Source organism: Burkholderia stagnalis (assembly GCF_039848545.1).
GTDB classification, from domain to species: Bacteria; Pseudomonadota; Gammaproteobacteria; order Burkholderiales; family Burkholderiaceae; genus Burkholderia; species Burkholderia stagnalis.
In genome coordinates this window covers 2,164,665-2,179,939 of the sequence record NZ_CP156686.1, presented here as the reverse complement: position 1 = coordinate 2,179,939, position 15,275 = coordinate 2,164,665, and the positions used below count along the sequence as shown (strand labels likewise).

Below are 15,275 nucleotides of genomic sequence, written 5' to 3'. Positions count from 1 at the left end.
ACGCCGCGCGCAGCCGGCGTCACCCCTGATCCCCACCTCCCACCGGCAGCACCGACCCGGTGATGTACGACGCCTCGTCCGACGCGAGGAACAGGATCGCGCCGACCTGCTCGTCGATCGTCCCGTAGCGGTGCATCGGGCTCGACGCGATGGTCTGGTCGACGATCGCCTGATACCAGTGCGTTTCCTGCACGCTTGGCGGCTCGGCGTTGCGCGGCACGATGCGCGGCGGCGCGTCGGTGCCTCCGGTCGCCACCGCGTTCACGCGAATCCCGTGATGCGCCTGCTCGAACGCGAGGCTCGCGGTCAGCGCGTTGACGCCGCCTTTCGCGGCCGCGTACGGAATCCGGTGGATGCTGCGCGTCGCGATCGACGACACGTTGACGATCGCGCCGCGCTTGCGCTCGATCATCCCCGGCAGCACCGCGTGGCAGCACCACAGCGTCGGGAACAGCGAGCGGCGGATCTCGGCCTCGATCTGCTGCGGCTCGTACGCGTCGAACGGCTTCGCCCAGATCGTGCCGCCGACGTTGTTGACCAGCACGTCGATGCGGCCGAACGTGCCGAGCGCGGCCTGCGCCATCTGCGCGGCGCCGTCGGCGGTTTCGAGATCGGCGAGCACCGCGATCGCGCGGCCGCCTTCGCTTTCGATGTCGGCAGCGACGTCGCGCACGGTCGGCGCGCGATCGACGAGCACGAGCGTCGCGCCTTCCCGCGCGGCGCGCAGCGCGACGCCGCGGCCGATGCCTTGTCCCGCGCCGGTGACGACGACGACCTTGTCCGCGAAGCGGTCCGGATGGGGTGTGTTGTTCATGCCGCGTTGCTCGACGAGAATTTTTCGAAATACAGGTTGGCCGGCGTCACGCCGCATTCGCGCAGCCACGCCTGCACCGCATCGACCATCGGCACCGGGCCGCACAGGTAGATGTCGACGTCGCCGTCGTTCAGCCAGGCCGGATCGACGTGCGCGGTCACGTAGCCCTTGCGCGGATGCGCGCTGCCCGCATCGGCGACGCAGGTGCGGTATTCGAAGCCGGGCAGGCGGCGCGTGACGTCGTCGAGCTGGTCGAGCGCGACGAGATCGGCGTCGTTCGTCACGCCGTACACCATGTGCACCGGCTGGCCGTTCGCGCGCGCCGCGCACACGTCGAGCATCGACAGGAACGGCGCGATGCCGGTGCCGCCCGCGAGGAACAGCGCGGGCCGCGCCGCGTCGCGCAGGTAGAAGCTGCCGTGCGGGCCGGAGAACGCGATCCGCTGGCCGGGCGCGGCGTCCTGCGCGAGATAGCCGCTCATCCGGCCGCCCGGCACGTTGCGCACGATGAACGACACGCGCGGCGTGCCCGGCTGCGAGCTGAACGAATACGAGCGCGACGACGTCGTGCCGGGAATCTCGACGTTCACGTATTGCCCGGCGAGGAAGCCGAGCTGCTCGGGCGTGTCGAGGTCGATCGCGAAGTGCAGCGTCGAGTCCGACAGCTTCTCGACCGCCGCGAGCGTGCCTTCGTGGCGCGCGGCGCCGGTCTTGCACGCGCTCGACGAGGCCGGCACGCGGATCACGCAGTCGCCGCGCGGGCGGGTCTGGCAGGCCAGCACCATGCCCCGGGCGGCTTCGTCGGCGGTGAGCGCATCCTCGATGTAGCTCGATTCGGGCAGCTCGTAGTCGCCCGACTCGCACTGGCAGCGGCAGGTGCCGCAGGCGCCGTCGCGGCAGTCGAGCGGGATGTTGATCTGCTGGCGATAGGCCGCGTCGGACAGCTTCTCGCCGTCGCGGCACGAGATGAAGCGGGTCACGCCGTCTTCGAATTGCAGTGCGATGGTGTGTTCCATGATCGTCTCGAAATCAGATGTGATAGACGTCGATGACCTGATTGATGTAGTCGTTCTTCAGCACGACATACTTGTTCAGGATCTGCGGCGCGTCGCCGTTGAAATCGATCACGTAGCGCGACATGCCGAAATAGGTCGACACGGTCTTGTAGCGGAAGCTCAGCGTGTGCCAGTTGAAGCGCACCGTGCAGACGCCGCCCTCGTGCTTCTCCAGCTCGACGTTCGCGATGTTGTGGCAGGTGCGCGTGTCGGGCATCGTCGCGCTCGAGCGCTCGGTCTTGATGCGGAACACGCGATCCTCGAGGCCTTGCCGGTTCGGGTAGAAGATCAGCGAGATCTCGCGCTGCGGATCGGTGACGAGCGTGTCGTCGTCGTCCCACGACGGCATCCAGAACTGCGCGTCGGGGTGGTAGCAGGCGAGCCAGTCGTCCCACTGCTCGTCGTCGAGCAGGCGGCTTTCGCGGTACAGGAACGCCTGGACGTCGGCGATCGAAATCGTGTTCATGCGGGGCTCCGTTCGGCGTCGATGGCCTTTTTCATCGTCTCGGCCCAGTAGCGGTGCTGCACCGTGTAGAGCCCTTCGTCTTCGGTCTTCACGCCGCTCATCACCGGGTTCAGGCCGATCTTGCGCGCGGCGTCGTCCGGGCCGTCGATCCAGTGCGTCGAGCCGCGGCACATGTCGTTCCACGCAACCGCGATGCCCGCGTAGCCCTGCTGGCATGCGCGGAATTCCTCGAGATCGTCGGGCGTCGCCATCCCGCTCACGTTGAAGAAATCCTCGTACTGGCGGATGCGCCGCGCGCGGGCGTCGGCTTCCTCGCCCTTCGGCGCGATGCAGTAGATCGTCACTTCGGTGCGGTTCACCGACAGCGGGCGCAGCACGCGGATCTGCGAGCCGAACTGGTCCATCAGGTACACGTTCGGATACAGGCACAGGTTCCGCGAGTTCTGGATCATCCAGTCGGCGCTCTCGCTGCCGCAGCGCGCGGCGAATTCGTCGCGGCGGCTGAAGTTCGGGCGGTCCTCCGGGTTCGACCAGCGCGTCCACAGCAGCATGTGCCCGCGCTCGAATGCGTAGAAGCCGCCGCCCTGGCGGCCCCAGCTGCCGGCGTCCATCGCGCGGATCTTGTCCTCGCGCGCGTTCTGCTCCTTGCGGTGGTTCGTGGTCGCCGCGTAGTTCCAGTGCACGGCCGACACGTGGTAGCCGTCTGCGCCGTTCTCGGCGGTCAGCTTCCAGTTGCCTTCGTACGTATAGGTCGACGCGCCGCGCAGCACTTCGAGCCCTTCGGATGACTGATCGACGATCATGTCGATGATCCGCGCCGCTTCGCCGAGGTGTTCCTTCAACGGCGGCACGTCGGGGTTCAGGCTGCCGAACAGGAAGCCGCGATAGCTTTCGAAGCGCGCGACCTTCTTCAGGTCGTGCGAGCCTTCCTTGTTGAAGCACTCGGGGTAGCCGGCGCCTTCCGGGTCCTTCACCTTCAGCAGCTTGCCGCTGTTGTTGAAGGTCCAGCCGTGGAACGGGCACGTGTAGGTCGCCTTGTTGCCGCGCTTGTGGCGGCACAGCATCGCGCCGCGATGCGTGCACGCGTTGACGAACGCGTTCAGCTCGCCCTGGCGGTTGCGCGCGATGAACACCGGCTGGCGGCCCATGTACGTCGTGTAGTAATCGTTGACGTTCGGAATCTGGCTCTCGTGCGCGAGGTAGATCCAGTTGCCTTCGAAGATGTGCTTCATCTCCAGCTCGAACAGCGCTTCGTCGGTGAACGCGCTGCGATGCAGGCGATAGTCGCCGCTCGTCTTGTCCTCGACGAGGAAGTCGTCGAGCGAGCGCACGGCGGGCGCGCGGTCCGGATAGATCGGGATCATCGGGTGTCTCCAGTGTCGGCCGGCGCCAGCGTTGCGGTGCTGGTTCCGGCGCGATGCAAAGCGATGGGGCGATGCGCGCGCGGCGTGGCGAGCACCGGTGAATCGGCTCAGGCGGCGGCGCGGGTGCGCGCCACTTCGGCCTCGGGCGCCGCGGCATGCACGCCGTGCAGCCGGAAGTCGAAATCGATCGACGCGAACGGCCGGTCGACGCCGTGGCCGTCGAGCGCCGCGGGTGCGCTCACGCGCTCGATCGCGGGCACGAGGCCTTCGCGGCTCGCGAACGCGAAGTCGTCCCACAGGTACGCGTCGCCGTCGATGTTGATCTGCGTGGTCAGCTTGCGGTGGCCCGGCGCGGACACGAAGAAGTGGATGTGCGCGGGGCGGCGGCCGTGGCGGCCGAGCTTGTCGAGCAGGCGCTGCGTGGTGCCGTCCGGCGGGCAGCCGTAGCCGACCGGCACGATGCTGCGGAACTGGTAGCGGCCGTGCGCGTCGGTGACGATCGTGCGGCGCAGGTTGAACGCGCTTTGCGTCTTGTCGAAGAACGAGTAGTTGCCCCGCAGGTTCGCGTGCCAGACCTCGACCTTCGCGCCCGCGAGCGGCACGCCGTCGTCGCCGTACACGGTGCCCTGCATGAACAGCAGGTCGCCGTCCGCTTCGTCCGAGCCGTCGTCGAGGCGCGCGAAGCCGATGCTCGCCGGCGCGCCGGCCACGTACAGCGGGCCTTCGATCGTGCGCGGCGTGCCGCCGGTCAGGCCGGCCTTCGCTTCGGCTTCGTCCATGCGGATGTCGAGGAAGCGCTCGACGCCGAGGCCTGCGGCAAGCAGGCCGAGCTCCTGCGTCGCGCCGGCTTCGGACAGGGTTTCGATGCCTTTCCACACCTCGGACGGGGTCAGGTCGAGATCCTCGATCGCCTTGAACAGGTCGGCGGTCAGCCGCACGACCACCTGCCGGACGCGCGAGTCGGCTTCGCCGCGCGCCGCGCCGACGATGAACCCTTCGACGAGGGCTTCGATGTCACTGTGGGTCATTGTCTTCTCCTGGCTCTGATGGGCCGCGCTCCGGCGGGATGCGCGTATTTCCTCTGACCTGCACCGTTCGGACCGTTGGGGCGTTGATGCCCTGGGGGTATAGTTGTGGGGTTCCGAGCAGGCAGTTGAAGGATAGTTGCGCGTGAAATGCGCCGTCCAACACTGATTTAGTATCAGTTCCATATCTCAGAGGTATAGAAATGGAGTTGCGGCACCTTCGTTACTTCGTCGCGGTGGCCGACGAGCGGAATTTCACGCGCGCGGCGGAGCGGCTGCACATCGCGCAGCCGCCGCTGAGCCGCCAGATCCAGCAGCTCGAGGAGACGCTCGGCGTGATGCTGTTCGAGCGCAACACGCGGCCGCTGAGGCTGACCGACGCGGGGCGCTTCTTCTATTCGCACGCGGTGCAGCTGCTCGCGCAGACGGCCGAGCTGGAGTCGATGACGAAGCGGATCGGCAAGATCGAACGCAGCATGTCGATCGGCTTCGTCGGCTCGACGCTGTACGGGATGCTGCCGAAGATCATCCGGCGCTATCGCGACGAATGCCCGGCGGTCGAGCTGAGCCTGCACGAGATGTCGACGATGGACCAGATCAAGGCGCTGAAGGAGGGGCGGATCGATGTCGGGTTCGGCCGCATCCGCCACGAGGATCCGAGCGTGCGGCGCGTCGTGCTGCGCGAGGAGCGGATGATCGTCGCGCTGCCGCTCGGCCATCCGCTCGACGGCGCGAAGCAGGTGCTGTCGCTGCACGACCTCGTCAACGACACGCTGATCATCTTCCCGAAGGCGCCGCGGCCGAGCTACGCGGACCAGGTGCTGGCCGCGTTCCACGACCGCGCGCTGAAGCCGCGGCGCATCTACGAGACGCGCGAGCTGCAGATCGCGCTCGGCCTCGTCGCGATGGGCGAGGGCGTGTCGGTCGTGCCGCAAAGCGTGTACGGGCTGAAACGCGACGACGTCAGCTACAAGCCGCTCGACGATCCGAACCTCGTGTCGCCGATCATCATGAGCATGCGGATGCTCGACGAGTCGGAAGACATCCGCGCGATGCAGGCGCTGATCTATCGGCTCTACGACGAAGCGAAGATGGATTACCTGCCGCCGCAGCAGGAGTGAAGGCGGCGCGACGACGACGTGATTGCCGATGCCGTGACCGCGTCAGGCGCGGGGCAGCGGCGGCGTGCATGCTTGACGGGTTGCCCGTCGCCGCGCCAACATGGCCGCCAACTTGCCGGACCGCATGCGTCCGGCCGCGTTCAAACATCCGACACACCGACATGACCGATATCGTGACCGAGGAGACCTGGATCGCGACGCCGCACGGGCGTCTCTTTGCGAAACGCTGGCGCGGCGTACCTGCGCCCGCCGCCGCCGCGTGCCCGATCGTGCTGCTGCACGATTCGCTCGGCAGCGTCGCGCTGTGGCGCGACTTTCCGGAACAGCTCGCGCAGGCGACGCGCCGCGACGTGATCGCCTACGACCGGCTCGGCTTCGGCGAGTCCGATCCGCATCCGGGGCAACTGTCGCCGACGTTCGTGCGCGACGAGGCCGACCATGCGTTTCACGCGCTGTGCGAGCAGCTCGGCATCGCGTCGTTCGTCGCGTTCGGCCACAGCGTCGGCGGCGGGATGGCGGTGGGGGCGGCCGCCGCGTATCCCGCCCGGTGCCGCGCGCTTGTCACGGTGGCCGCGCAGGCCTTCGTCGAGGCGCGCACGCTGGACGGCATTCGCGAGGCCGGGCGCCAGTTCGCGGAGCCGGGCCAGCTCGAGCGGCTCGCGCGCTATCACGGCGACAAGGCGGAATGGGTGCTGCGCGCGTGGGTCGATACGTGGCTGTCGCCGGCGTTTCGCGACTGGAGCCTCGACGACGTGCTGCCGCAGGTGCGCTGCCCGACGCTCGCGATTCATGGCGCGCAGGACGAGTACGGCTCGTCCGCGCATCCGGACCGCATCGCGTCGCGCGTCGCGGGGCCGTCGTCGGTCGTGATGCTGAAGGCGTGCGGGCACGTGCCGCATCGCGAGCAGACAGGCGTCGTGCTCGATGCGGTGAAGGATTTTCTGGCGCGGCACGGGGTGTGAGCGATTCGATGCGCTATGCCCAATGGACCCGGACGATCGTTGCCGCAGCGTTGCTCGCATGCGGACGCGCGGCATGCGCCGACGATGCGGGCAATCCGTTGCACAAGCTGGAGATCGGCCGCCTCACGGTTTTCCAGAAGTATTCCAAATACCTGCGGTTCGAACTGGCCGACGGCCGGCGCGTTGCCGTAACCGATACGGCAGGCTTCTATTGGCCGCCGGTCAACGCCGACACGCAAGGGCGCTTCTACGTCGGCAACAAGGTCATCGATAGCGTCAGCGGCCGCATGGTAAAAACCGACCCGGACCGGCACGCGATCGTCCTCGGTTCCCGCTACACCGTGTCGGCCGACGACGCCCGTCATGCGGTGAAGATCCGGCGCGGCGCGCACGTATGCGAAGTCGACGTCAGGAAGCTGGGCCTCGATTCGGCGGACGAGCGTGCCGGCGCGTTCCTGCACGGCGCGATCCGCTTCGTGGATGCGGACGGGCCGCTGGTGGGCCTGGTGACGCTGAGCGGCTCGGACGCTGGCGATACCCGGTACCTCGCCGTCCGCATTGCGCCCGATACCTGCGCGGTCACGTCGACCGATCTCGGTAATCCGGATTTTCTCGTCGAACTGGGATGGACACCGGACGGACACTGGTGGATCACGGGCGCGACCGAGGGAACGCTGATTCGGTCCGACGACGGCATCACATGGGCCACGACCAAGCTGCCCGACCGCATTTCGCAGACGGTCAGTGCGTACGTGGCCGACCCGCGGCATGTGTGGCTCGCCGCCAATCATGCGGACATGACGAACGAGGACTACCCCGAGCTCGTGTATTCGGAGGATGGCGGCAAGACGTGGACGCCGCTCACTTGGCAAAGCAAGCTGATGTCACGCGTTCCACCATACTGGCTGGAAGGGCAGATGCGCGCGCGCGGCAAGCCGGTGGCGAACGCGCCCAGCGCTCGCTGACGCGCACGCCGGCGTATTCCCGCACCGCCCGGGCGCCTGCGCGCCCGATCCGGCGGCGGTCAGAACGCGAGCTGAATCGCGAGATCGACCGCCAGCAGCGCGATCGAACAGCCGATGCCGAGCATCACGTTCGGCAGCCGGTGCTCGAAGTCGCGATCCTTGCGCATCGCCGCGCCGAGCAGGAAGACCGCTTCGACGACGATCTGCGCGCCGACGAACAGCAGCATCAGCAGATACTCGTAACCCATCCCCTTGAAGCCGGCGAAGTGCATCCCGTGATCGCGGATCCACTGGCCGACGCGCAGCAATTCGTAGACGAACAGCGCGGCGGGAAACAGGTAGCTGATGAAATAGGTGGGCGCGCCGGCGTGCCGTAGTTCGAAGTGGAAATGATGCGTGGTGGCCATCACGAATCCTCCTTGCAAACGGGGTTGCGATCGCGACGGCGTGCGCATCCGAGGGTTTGCCCGGTGCACAGTGCGCAGCCGTACGCCACCAGCATACTGCCGCGCGGCGGATTTGGCATGAGCGGTGTATCGCAATGGCGACGCCGGCTTACGATTGCCGTACATCGGCTGCGATATCACGCCACTTATGCGCGCCGCGCGCCTTTCGACGGCGCCTTCATCTCCGCCCCTTCGACGAAAAACTTCGCGACCGCCTGAAACTCCCGCTTCAGCGACAGCCCCGGCGCGTTCAGCCAGCGCAGCATCGCCGCGAGATACAGGTGATGGAACCACGTCGCGAGCTGATCGGCGGGCAACGACGGGTTCAGTTCTCCCGACTGTTGCCCCGTGGCGATGAGCTGCTGCCACACGAGCGCGATGTCGCTGCCGTGCGCGTTGCCGCCTTCCGGTTCCGCCGCGTCGATGGTCAGGAAGCGGTGCTTCAGATACGCGAGCAGGTAGACCGGATGCTGCTCGCACCACGCGGCCGATGCGTCGAGCACGCACGCGATGCGCGACGCGAACGTCTTGCGACGCGCGACGTCGCGTTGCAGATGCGCGAGATCGCGTGCCAGCTCGCCTTCGAGCCAGTGCGCGAGCACGGCTTCCTTGGTCGGGAAATGGTTGTACAGCGTGCGCTTCGCGACGTCCGCTTCCGCCGCGATCTGTTCCATCGTGACCGTGTCGTAGCCGTGCGCGTCGAACAGGCGCGCGGCGGTTTCGGCGAGATGGGACAGCATCTGGGCACGCTTGCGCGCGCGGCGGCCCGGATCGTCGGAGGTGGGTTCCATGGCGAAGGTCTTTACAGAAAGTGTACGAGTTGCATTAGTATACGACGTGCATTTTTGTGATGCCATTCCATCGTACTGCGTTCACGGAGTCCAGCATGAAGCTCGTCATCGTCACCTACGGCACCGAAGGCGATGCGCGCCCGCTTGCGGCGCTCGGCCGCGCGTTGATCGACGCCGGCCACGACGTGCGGCTGCTGGCCGATGCCGCGACGCTCGGCTCGGCCGCCGCGCTCGGCGTGCCGTCGGCCGCGCTGTCGGGCGACATCCGCCGCGCGCTCGCGCCGGGCGAGGCGTTGTCGGATGCGGTGAACGGACGGGGCGGCTTCAACGACACGTCGAAGGCGCTCGCCGCAATCGCGAATGCGAACACCGCCGCGTGGATGCGCGAAGTCGCCGACGCGTCGGCCGGCTGCGACGCGATCGTCGCATCGGGGCTCGCGGCGTTCGTCGGCCTGTCGGTGGCCGAGTATCGCGGCATTCCGGCGATCGGCGCGGGCCTCATCCCGATCACGCCGACGGCGGAATTCGCATCGCCGTTCCTGCCGCCCGGCAAGCTGCCGCGCTGGCTGAACCGCGCGAGCCACCGGTTCGTGAATGCGCTGCTGTGGCACGCGTTCCGCCGCGCGACCAATGCGGCGCGTGCAAGCGTCTGCGGGCTGCCGCCGCGCAAGCGCGTGTGGACCGAGCATCCGATGCTGTACGGCGTGTCGCCGGCGCTATTGTCCGGCCCCGCCGACTGGCCGGACCACGCGTGCGCGTGCGGCCAATGGAGCGTCAACGATCCGGCGTGGACGCCGCCGCCCGAGCTCGCCGCGTTTCTCGATGCCGGCGAGCCGCCGGTCTATGTCGGCTTCGGCAGCATGGCGGGGTTTGACCGGCCGGCATTGGCCGATGCGCTGGCGAAGGCGCTCGACGGCCGCCGTGCGCTGTTCTATCCGGGGTGGAGCGGGATCGACGCGCGCACGCTGCCGGGCAATGTGTTCGTCGTCGGCGACACGCCGCATCGCTGGCTGTTGCCGCGCACGTCGATGGCGATTCATCACGGCGGATCGGGCACCACGCACTCGGCGGCGCGCGCGGGCGTGCCGTCGGTCGTCGTGCCGTTCGCGGGCGACCAGTTCTTCTGGGCGCACCGGCTGCGGCGGCTCGGCGTGGCCGGCGCGCCGGTCGCGGGCCGGCGGATGCAGGCCGTCGAACTCGCGCGCGGCATCGCGTTCGCGGAACGCGCCGACACGCGGGCGCGCGCCGCGGAACTGGGCGCGCGCATGGCGCAGGAGGAGGGATTGCGGCGCGCGGTGGCCGCGATCGAGCGCTGGGGCGCCCGCGTCAGAAATGCCCGGTAAAGCGATACCGGCTGCCCGGGTGCCACAGGTTGACGGTCGATGCGACCGCGCCTTGCGACCAGGTGCGCCGGTGCAGCATCAGGCACGGCTCGCGTTCGTCCATCGTCAGCAGGCTGCGCGTTTCGGCGTCGGGCATCGCGGCCTCGATCCGGTATTCGACGCGCTGCAGCGGCGCGACGCGCATCAGGTACTGGTTCGGCGTCGTCGCGGTGAAGTCCTGCAGCGCGTATTCGGGCGCGCAGGCCGGATTGACCCAGCGTTCCTCGAGCTGCACGGGGGTGTCGTTCTCGAAGTGCAGCACGCGCGAATGGAAGATCGGGCTGCCCGCGTCGAGCTGCATCTCGTCGGCGAGCTTCGCATCGGCGACGCTCGCGCCGACCAGCAGCACCTGCGCGCGATAGCCGTGGCCGCGCGCGGCGACTTCGTCGGAAATGCTGCGGATCGCGACGAGCGTCGATTCGTACTTCGGCGACGCGACGAACGTGCCCGAGCCGCGCGTGCGCGTCAGCACCTGCTCGGCGGTCAGCTCGCGCAGCGCGCGGTTGACGGTCATCCGCGCGACGTTGAATTCGCGCGCGAGCTCGTTCTCCGACGGCACCTGGTCGCCTTCCGCCCATTCGCCGGCATGAATGCGCGCGAGGATGAAATCCTTGATTTCCTGATAGATCGGTGTGGTCATGGGGATCGCAATTCCAGAGACGGCCGCCGCCCGCCACCGAATGCCGGCCCGGCGCGCGCCCGGCGCCGAGTGTACCGGTTTCCCGGCGGCACCGGCGCGAATTCCTGGATGATCCCTTGTCGGGCGGCGCGCGTCCATGCGGGATTGCACAGAGGCGCCCGCCCGCCGGTCAGAACCGGTGCCGCATGCCGACGGTGCCGACCACCTGCGAGTTCGTCGACGACGCCGCCACGCCGTTGATGTTCGCGAAGCCGAGCGTCGCGCCCGACGGCACGCCGAACTGGTGCTGGTACACGCCTTCCACATACACGTCGGTGCGCTTGCTCAGCGCGTAGCCGGCCATCAGCGTGACCTGGTGCCACTTCGGGCGGTGGGTGCCGGTGGCGTCGTCGTAGCGGCCGTTGGTGAACGTATACGCGCCGGCGAACGATACCGCCGGGTTCAGCGCGTAACGGGCGTTGACCTCGTAGTTGTCGAAGCGCAGCGAATTCAGCGCGCCCGGCAGCGACGACGCGGCCGTTTCGTCGAACATCGAATGGGTCCACAGCGCGCCCACCGTCAGCCGGTCGAACGCGTAGCTGCCGCCGGCGCCCACCACGCGCTGGCGCGCGGCGGGGAAGTTCGGCGTGTCGTTGCCGGACAGCGCGCCGGCGAGCGTCGTGCCGCCGCGATTGAGCTGCAGGTAGGCCGCGCCGAGGCTGACGGGGCCGTTCGCATACGATACGCCCGCGCTGTACGCGCGGTTGCTCGAGAAGCCGGGCTGGTTGCTGAAGCCGTACAGGCCGCTGAACTGCACGCCGGCGATCGTCGGGCTCGTGTACTTCACCGCGTTGTCGATGTAGAACGAATCGTCGACGTTGTCGTTGTCGAACGGGTGCGCGGCGAGATTGTTGCCGTCGCCGTTGTTCGACATCGCGAGCGGGCCGAGCATGTCGACGACGGAGTCGTATTGCCGGCCGAGCGTCAGCGTGCCGTAGCGGTCGCTCTGCAGCCCGACGTATGCGCGGCGGCCGAACATCGTGTTGCGGTACGACTGCGTGCCGTTGTTCAGGTTGAACCCGCTCTCGAGCCGGAACAGCGCATGCAGGCCGCCGCCCAGATCCTCCGCGCCGTTCAGGCCGAACACGGTGTTCGACAGCAGCCCGCTGCCCTGCTGCCAGGCGCTCTTGCCCGACTGGTTGTTCGTATAGGCGATGCCGGCGTCCAGCATGCCGTAGAGCGTGACGCTGCTTTGCGCGTGGGCGGCCACGCTGATCATGGCGAGGGACAGCGCGCCGACGACTTCTTTTTTCATTTTCGACTTCCTGGAAAGACCCGTTGCGACGGGGAACGACGAATGACGGAGATCCCGTCCTGAACCTGGCGGCGATTCTAGGAATTGCGGTGAAGAGACGGTGTATAGACTGTCGGCGCATTTGAAAAAATCACATAAAGGCCGGAATTGCGCCGAATGCGTTTTTTACGGGTTTTTTACTCCACGCCCTGAAATTGAACACCGCTTTGATACGCGGATTCCTACACTGGCGCTTCCCATTCTCCCGTGGAGCGTGGGGTGTGACGGTGCCGCGGATGACCCGCGTACATCAAACAAAAACAGGGGAAAGCGATGTTGTGGATTTCCGGAGCCCTATCGGCCGTGCTCTTCATCTATCTCTTCCATGCGTTGATCAGGCCCGAGCGGTATTGATTCGCGCGATTCGACAGGAACAGGAAAATATCGGTGAATCTATGAGCGATCTGGTTTTCATACTGGTCACGCTGGCGTTCTTCGCGTTGACGGCCGGTTTCATCAACGGTCTGGACAGGATTTGAGCGAGCGTCGACATGTTCAATAATTTCATTCAATTCGCGATCGTCCTGGCGATCATGCTGGCGCTGGTGCCGGTGGTCGGCAAATGGCTCGCGCACGCGTTCACGAGCCCGCGCCATGCGTGGCTGGAGCGCCGCACGTACGGCCTGCTCGGCATCGATCCCGGCGAGACGATGTCGTGGAAGCGCTACGGGATGGTGCTGCTGCTCAGCAACGCGGGCATGATGGCGCTCGGCTACCTGCTGCTGCGCGTCCAGGACGCGCTGCCGTTCGACGCGCTGCATCGCGCCGCGCAAAGCCCCGATCTCGCGTTCAACACGGCGGCGTCGTTCATCACGAACACCAACTGGCAGGCGTATGCCGGCGAAAGCAGCCTGTCGAACTTCTCGCAGATGGCGGTCATCACGTTCCTGATGACGGTGAGTGCGGCAACCGGCGTCGCGGCGGCCGGCGGCTTCATCCGCGGCCTGAGCCGCAAGAGCGCGGCCGACATCGGCAACTACTGGGTGGACTTCACGCGCGTGACCTACCGCGTGCTGCTGCCGCTCTGCTTCGCGATGGCGCTCGTCTACGTGTGGCAGGGCATGCCGCAGACGCTCGCGTCGGACGCGTGGGCGACCACGCTCGAAGGCGCGCGCCAGCAGATCGTCACGGGGCCGGTGGCGAGCCTCGAATCGATCAAGCACATCGGCACCAACGGCGGCGGGTTCTTCAGCATGAACGCGGCGCATCCGTTCGAGAACCCGACGCCGCTCACCAACACGCTGCACATGCTGAGCATGCTGCTGATCCCGTCGGCGCTGACCTATGCGCTCGGCACGATGATCGGCCGGCGCCGCCAGGGCTGGGTGATCCTCGCCGCGTTCGTCGTGATGTTCGTCGGCTTCCTCGCGGTGATCTATCAGGCCGAGCAGCACGGCAATCCGCTGCTCACGGGGCTCGGCGTCGACCAGCAATGGAGCGCGGAGCAGCCGGGCGGCAACCTGGAAGGCAAGGAGATGCGCTTCGGCATCGCGCAGACGAGCCTGTTCGCGACCGTCACGACGGCCGCCACCACGGGCTCGGTCAACGCGATGCACGATTCGCTGACGCCGCTCGGCGGGCTCGTGCCGCTCGCGCAGATGATGCTGAACAACGTGTTCGGCGGCGACGGCGTCGGGCTGATCAACCTGTTCACGTTCGCGATCCTGACGGTGTTCCTGGTCGGCATGATGATCGGCCGCACGCCGGAATTCCTCGGCAAGAAGATCGAGGCCCGCGAAATGAAGCTGGTGATGCTCGCGGTGCTCGCGCACCCGTTCAGCATTCTCGGCTTCACCGCGCTGGCCGCGCTGATGCACGCGACGCCGGACAGCCTCGCGAACCTCGGGCCGCACGGCTTCAGCGAGGTGCTGTACGCGTACACGTCGGGCACCGCCAACAACGGCTCCGCGTTCGCGGGCCTGAACGCGAACACGCCGTTCTTCAACACGACGATCGGCCTGGCGATGCTGGTCGGCCGCTACCTGACGCTGCTGCCGATGCTGGCCGTCGCCGGCTGCCTCGCCGCCAAGAAAAGCATTCCCGAGAGCGCCGGCACGCTGTCGACGTCGACGGGCCTGTTCGCCGGCCTGCTGATCTTCGTGATCCTCGTCGTCGGCGGCCTCACGTTCCTGCCCGCGCTCGCGCTCGGCCCGATCGTCGAGCATCTGATGATGACGAGCGGCCAACTGTTCTGAGGAAACCCACATGGCTCAAAGCAATCGCCGCGCGGCGCCCGCCGCCGCACCGGCACCCGGATCGTCGCTCGCCGACGCGACGCGCGGCCTCGTCAGGCCCGTGATCGCCTCGTCGGTGCTGTTCATGCTCGTCACCGGCCTCGCGTACCCGCTGCTCACCACCGGCGCCGCGAACCTGCTGTTCCCGTCGCAGGCGCGCGGCAGCCTGGTCGTGCGCGACGGCGTGACGGTCGGCTCCGCGGTGATCGGGCAGAACTTCACGCGGCCCGAGTATTTCCATCCGAGGCCGAGCGCGACGGTCGGCACCGATCCCGCCGATCCGGCCAAGACCGTCGACCAGCCGTACAACGCGGCCGGCAGCGGCGCGAGCAACCAGGGCGCCACCAGCAAGAAGCTGCTGGCGGACGTCACGGCACGCACGCAAGCGTACCGCCAGCAGAACGGGCTCGCGGACGGCGCGCCGGTGCCGGTCGACGCGGTGACCGCATCGGCGTCCGGGCTCGATCCGGACATCTCGCTCGCGAACGCGCGGCTGCAGGCGGCGCGCGTCGCGCAGGCGCGCGGCGTGAGCGTCGAACAGGTGACGGCGCTGGTCGGGCAGGTCGCCACGCCGCGCCAGCTCGCGGTGCTCGGCGAGCCCCGCATCCGCGTGCTCGAACTGAACATGGCGCTCGACCGCTCGCTGGGCCAAGCGGCCGGCGCGCGCTGAGAGAACG

16 protein-coding genes are annotated in these 15,275 nt (G+C 67.7%); 7 read left to right on the top strand and 9 right to left on the bottom strand.

Going from position 1 to position 15,275, the window contains the following annotated elements:
- Nucleotides 1-19: 19 nt before the first annotated feature.
- From ABFO07_RS26440 to catA, 5 genes are all read right to left on the bottom strand, one after another.
- On the bottom strand, nt 20-814 hold the full coding sequence (locus tag ABFO07_RS26440; protein ID WP_060018645.1) for a 1,6-dihydroxycyclohexa-2,4-diene-1-carboxylate dehydrogenase: 795 nt from the start codon (nt 812-814) through the stop codon (nt 20-22).
- On the bottom strand, nt 811-1,830 hold the full coding sequence (gene benC, locus ABFO07_RS26435) for a benzoate 1,2-dioxygenase electron transfer component BenC (RefSeq protein WP_059563320.1): 1,020 nt from the start codon (nt 1,828-1,830) through the stop codon (nt 811-813). The genes ABFO07_RS26440 and benC overlap by 4 nt, the downstream gene beginning before the upstream one ends.
- Before the next feature lie 13 nt (nt 1,831-1,843).
- Nucleotides 1,844-2,335 carry a benzoate 1,2-dioxygenase small subunit gene (gene benB / locus ABFO07_RS26430; protein ID WP_059563319.1) on the bottom strand — a complete coding sequence of 164 codons (492 nt, stop codon included), beginning with the start codon at nt 2,333-2,335 and terminating at the stop codon, nt 1,844-1,846.
- Nucleotides 2,332-3,699, bottom strand: a complete 1,368-nt coding sequence (gene benA / locus ABFO07_RS26425) for a benzoate 1,2-dioxygenase large subunit (protein ID WP_059922462.1) — start codon at nt 3,697-3,699, stop codon at nt 2,332-2,334. Before benA ends, benB begins: the two co-directional genes overlap by 4 nt.
- Before the next feature lie 107 nt (nt 3,700-3,806).
- Nucleotides 3,807-4,727 (bottom strand): catechol 1,2-dioxygenase, encoded by a 921-nt coding sequence (gene catA, locus ABFO07_RS26420; RefSeq protein WP_347468849.1) that lies wholly within the window; start codon nt 4,725-4,727, stop codon nt 3,807-3,809.
- Nucleotides 4,728-4,927: 200 nt separating this feature from the next.
- Here catA and ABFO07_RS26415 point away from each other — a divergent pair, with 200 nt between their 5' ends.
- The 3 genes from ABFO07_RS26415 (at nt 4,928) to ABFO07_RS26405 (ending at nt 7,772) form a co-directional block, all read left to right on the top strand.
- Nucleotides 4,928-5,845 (top strand): LysR family transcriptional regulator, encoded by a 918-nt coding sequence (locus tag ABFO07_RS26415; RefSeq protein WP_059563316.1) that lies wholly within the window; start codon nt 4,928-4,930, stop codon nt 5,843-5,845.
- A gap of 161 nt (nt 5,846-6,006) precedes the next feature.
- Nucleotides 6,007-6,807 carry an alpha/beta fold hydrolase gene (locus ABFO07_RS26410; RefSeq protein ID WP_347468847.1) on the top strand — a complete coding sequence of 267 codons (801 nt, stop codon included), beginning with the start codon at nt 6,007-6,009 and terminating at the stop codon, nt 6,805-6,807.
- A complete protein-coding gene (locus ABFO07_RS26405; protein ID WP_347468846.1) occupies nt 6,804-7,772 on the top strand; it encodes a WD40/YVTN/BNR-like repeat-containing protein in 969 nt (322 codons plus the stop codon). Before ABFO07_RS26410 ends, ABFO07_RS26405 begins: the two co-directional genes overlap by 4 nt.
- A 59-nt stretch (nt 7,773-7,831) precedes the next feature.
- Here the strand turns inward: ABFO07_RS26405 and ABFO07_RS26400 are convergent, their stop codons facing one another.
- A complete protein-coding gene (locus ABFO07_RS26400; RefSeq protein WP_059563313.1) occupies nt 7,832-8,179 on the bottom strand; it encodes a hypothetical protein in 348 nt (115 codons plus the stop codon).
- Nucleotides 8,180-8,364: 185 nt separating this feature from the next.
- The gene (locus ABFO07_RS26395) at nt 8,365-9,009 is read right to left on the bottom strand and encodes a TetR/AcrR family transcriptional regulator (protein ID WP_347468845.1); all 645 of its coding nucleotides are present in this window, start codon (nt 9,007-9,009) and stop codon (nt 8,365-8,367) included.
- Nucleotides 9,010-9,104: 95 nt separating this feature from the next.
- Between ABFO07_RS26395 and ABFO07_RS26390 the strand changes: the two genes are divergently transcribed.
- Nucleotides 9,105-10,352, top strand: coding sequence for a glycosyltransferase (locus tag ABFO07_RS26390; protein ID WP_347468843.1), 1,248 nt, complete (start codon nt 9,105-9,107; stop codon nt 10,350-10,352).
- On the opposite strand, the gene hutC is transcribed toward ABFO07_RS26390, so the two are convergent.
- Nucleotides 10,336-11,031 carry a histidine utilization repressor gene (hutC, locus tag ABFO07_RS26385; protein ID WP_059807408.1) on the bottom strand — a complete coding sequence of 232 codons (696 nt, stop codon included), beginning with the start codon at nt 11,029-11,031 and terminating at the stop codon, nt 10,336-10,338. The genes ABFO07_RS26390 and hutC overlap by 17 nt on opposite strands.
- A gap of 169 nt (nt 11,032-11,200) precedes the next feature.
- Nucleotides 11,201-12,325 (bottom strand): porin, encoded by a 1,125-nt coding sequence (locus ABFO07_RS26380; RefSeq protein ID WP_347468842.1) that lies wholly within the window; start codon nt 12,323-12,325, stop codon nt 11,201-11,203.
- A gap of 275 nt (nt 12,326-12,600) precedes the next feature.
- Here ABFO07_RS26380 and ABFO07_RS26375 point away from each other — a divergent pair, with 275 nt between their 5' ends.
- Genes ABFO07_RS26375 through kdpC form a run of 3 tightly spaced genes read left to right on the top strand, consistent with a single transcriptional unit; the run spans nt 12,601 to nt 15,268 of the window.
- The gene (locus tag ABFO07_RS26375) at nt 12,601-12,843 is read left to right on the top strand and encodes a hypothetical protein (RefSeq protein WP_347468841.1); all 243 of its coding nucleotides are present in this window, start codon (nt 12,601-12,603) and stop codon (nt 12,841-12,843) included.
- A 12-nt stretch (nt 12,844-12,855) separates the two neighbouring features.
- Nucleotides 12,856-14,559 carry a potassium-transporting ATPase subunit KdpA gene (gene kdpA, locus ABFO07_RS26370; protein ID WP_347468839.1) on the top strand — a complete coding sequence of 568 codons (1,704 nt, stop codon included), beginning with the start codon at nt 12,856-12,858 and terminating at the stop codon, nt 14,557-14,559.
- A gap of 10 nt (nt 14,560-14,569) precedes the next feature.
- Nucleotides 14,570-15,268: a potassium-transporting ATPase subunit KdpC gene (gene kdpC / locus ABFO07_RS26365; RefSeq protein WP_347468837.1), complete on the top strand. Its 699-nt coding sequence runs from the start codon at nt 14,570-14,572 to the stop codon at nt 15,266-15,268.
- Nucleotides 15,269-15,275: the final 7 nt, after the last annotated feature.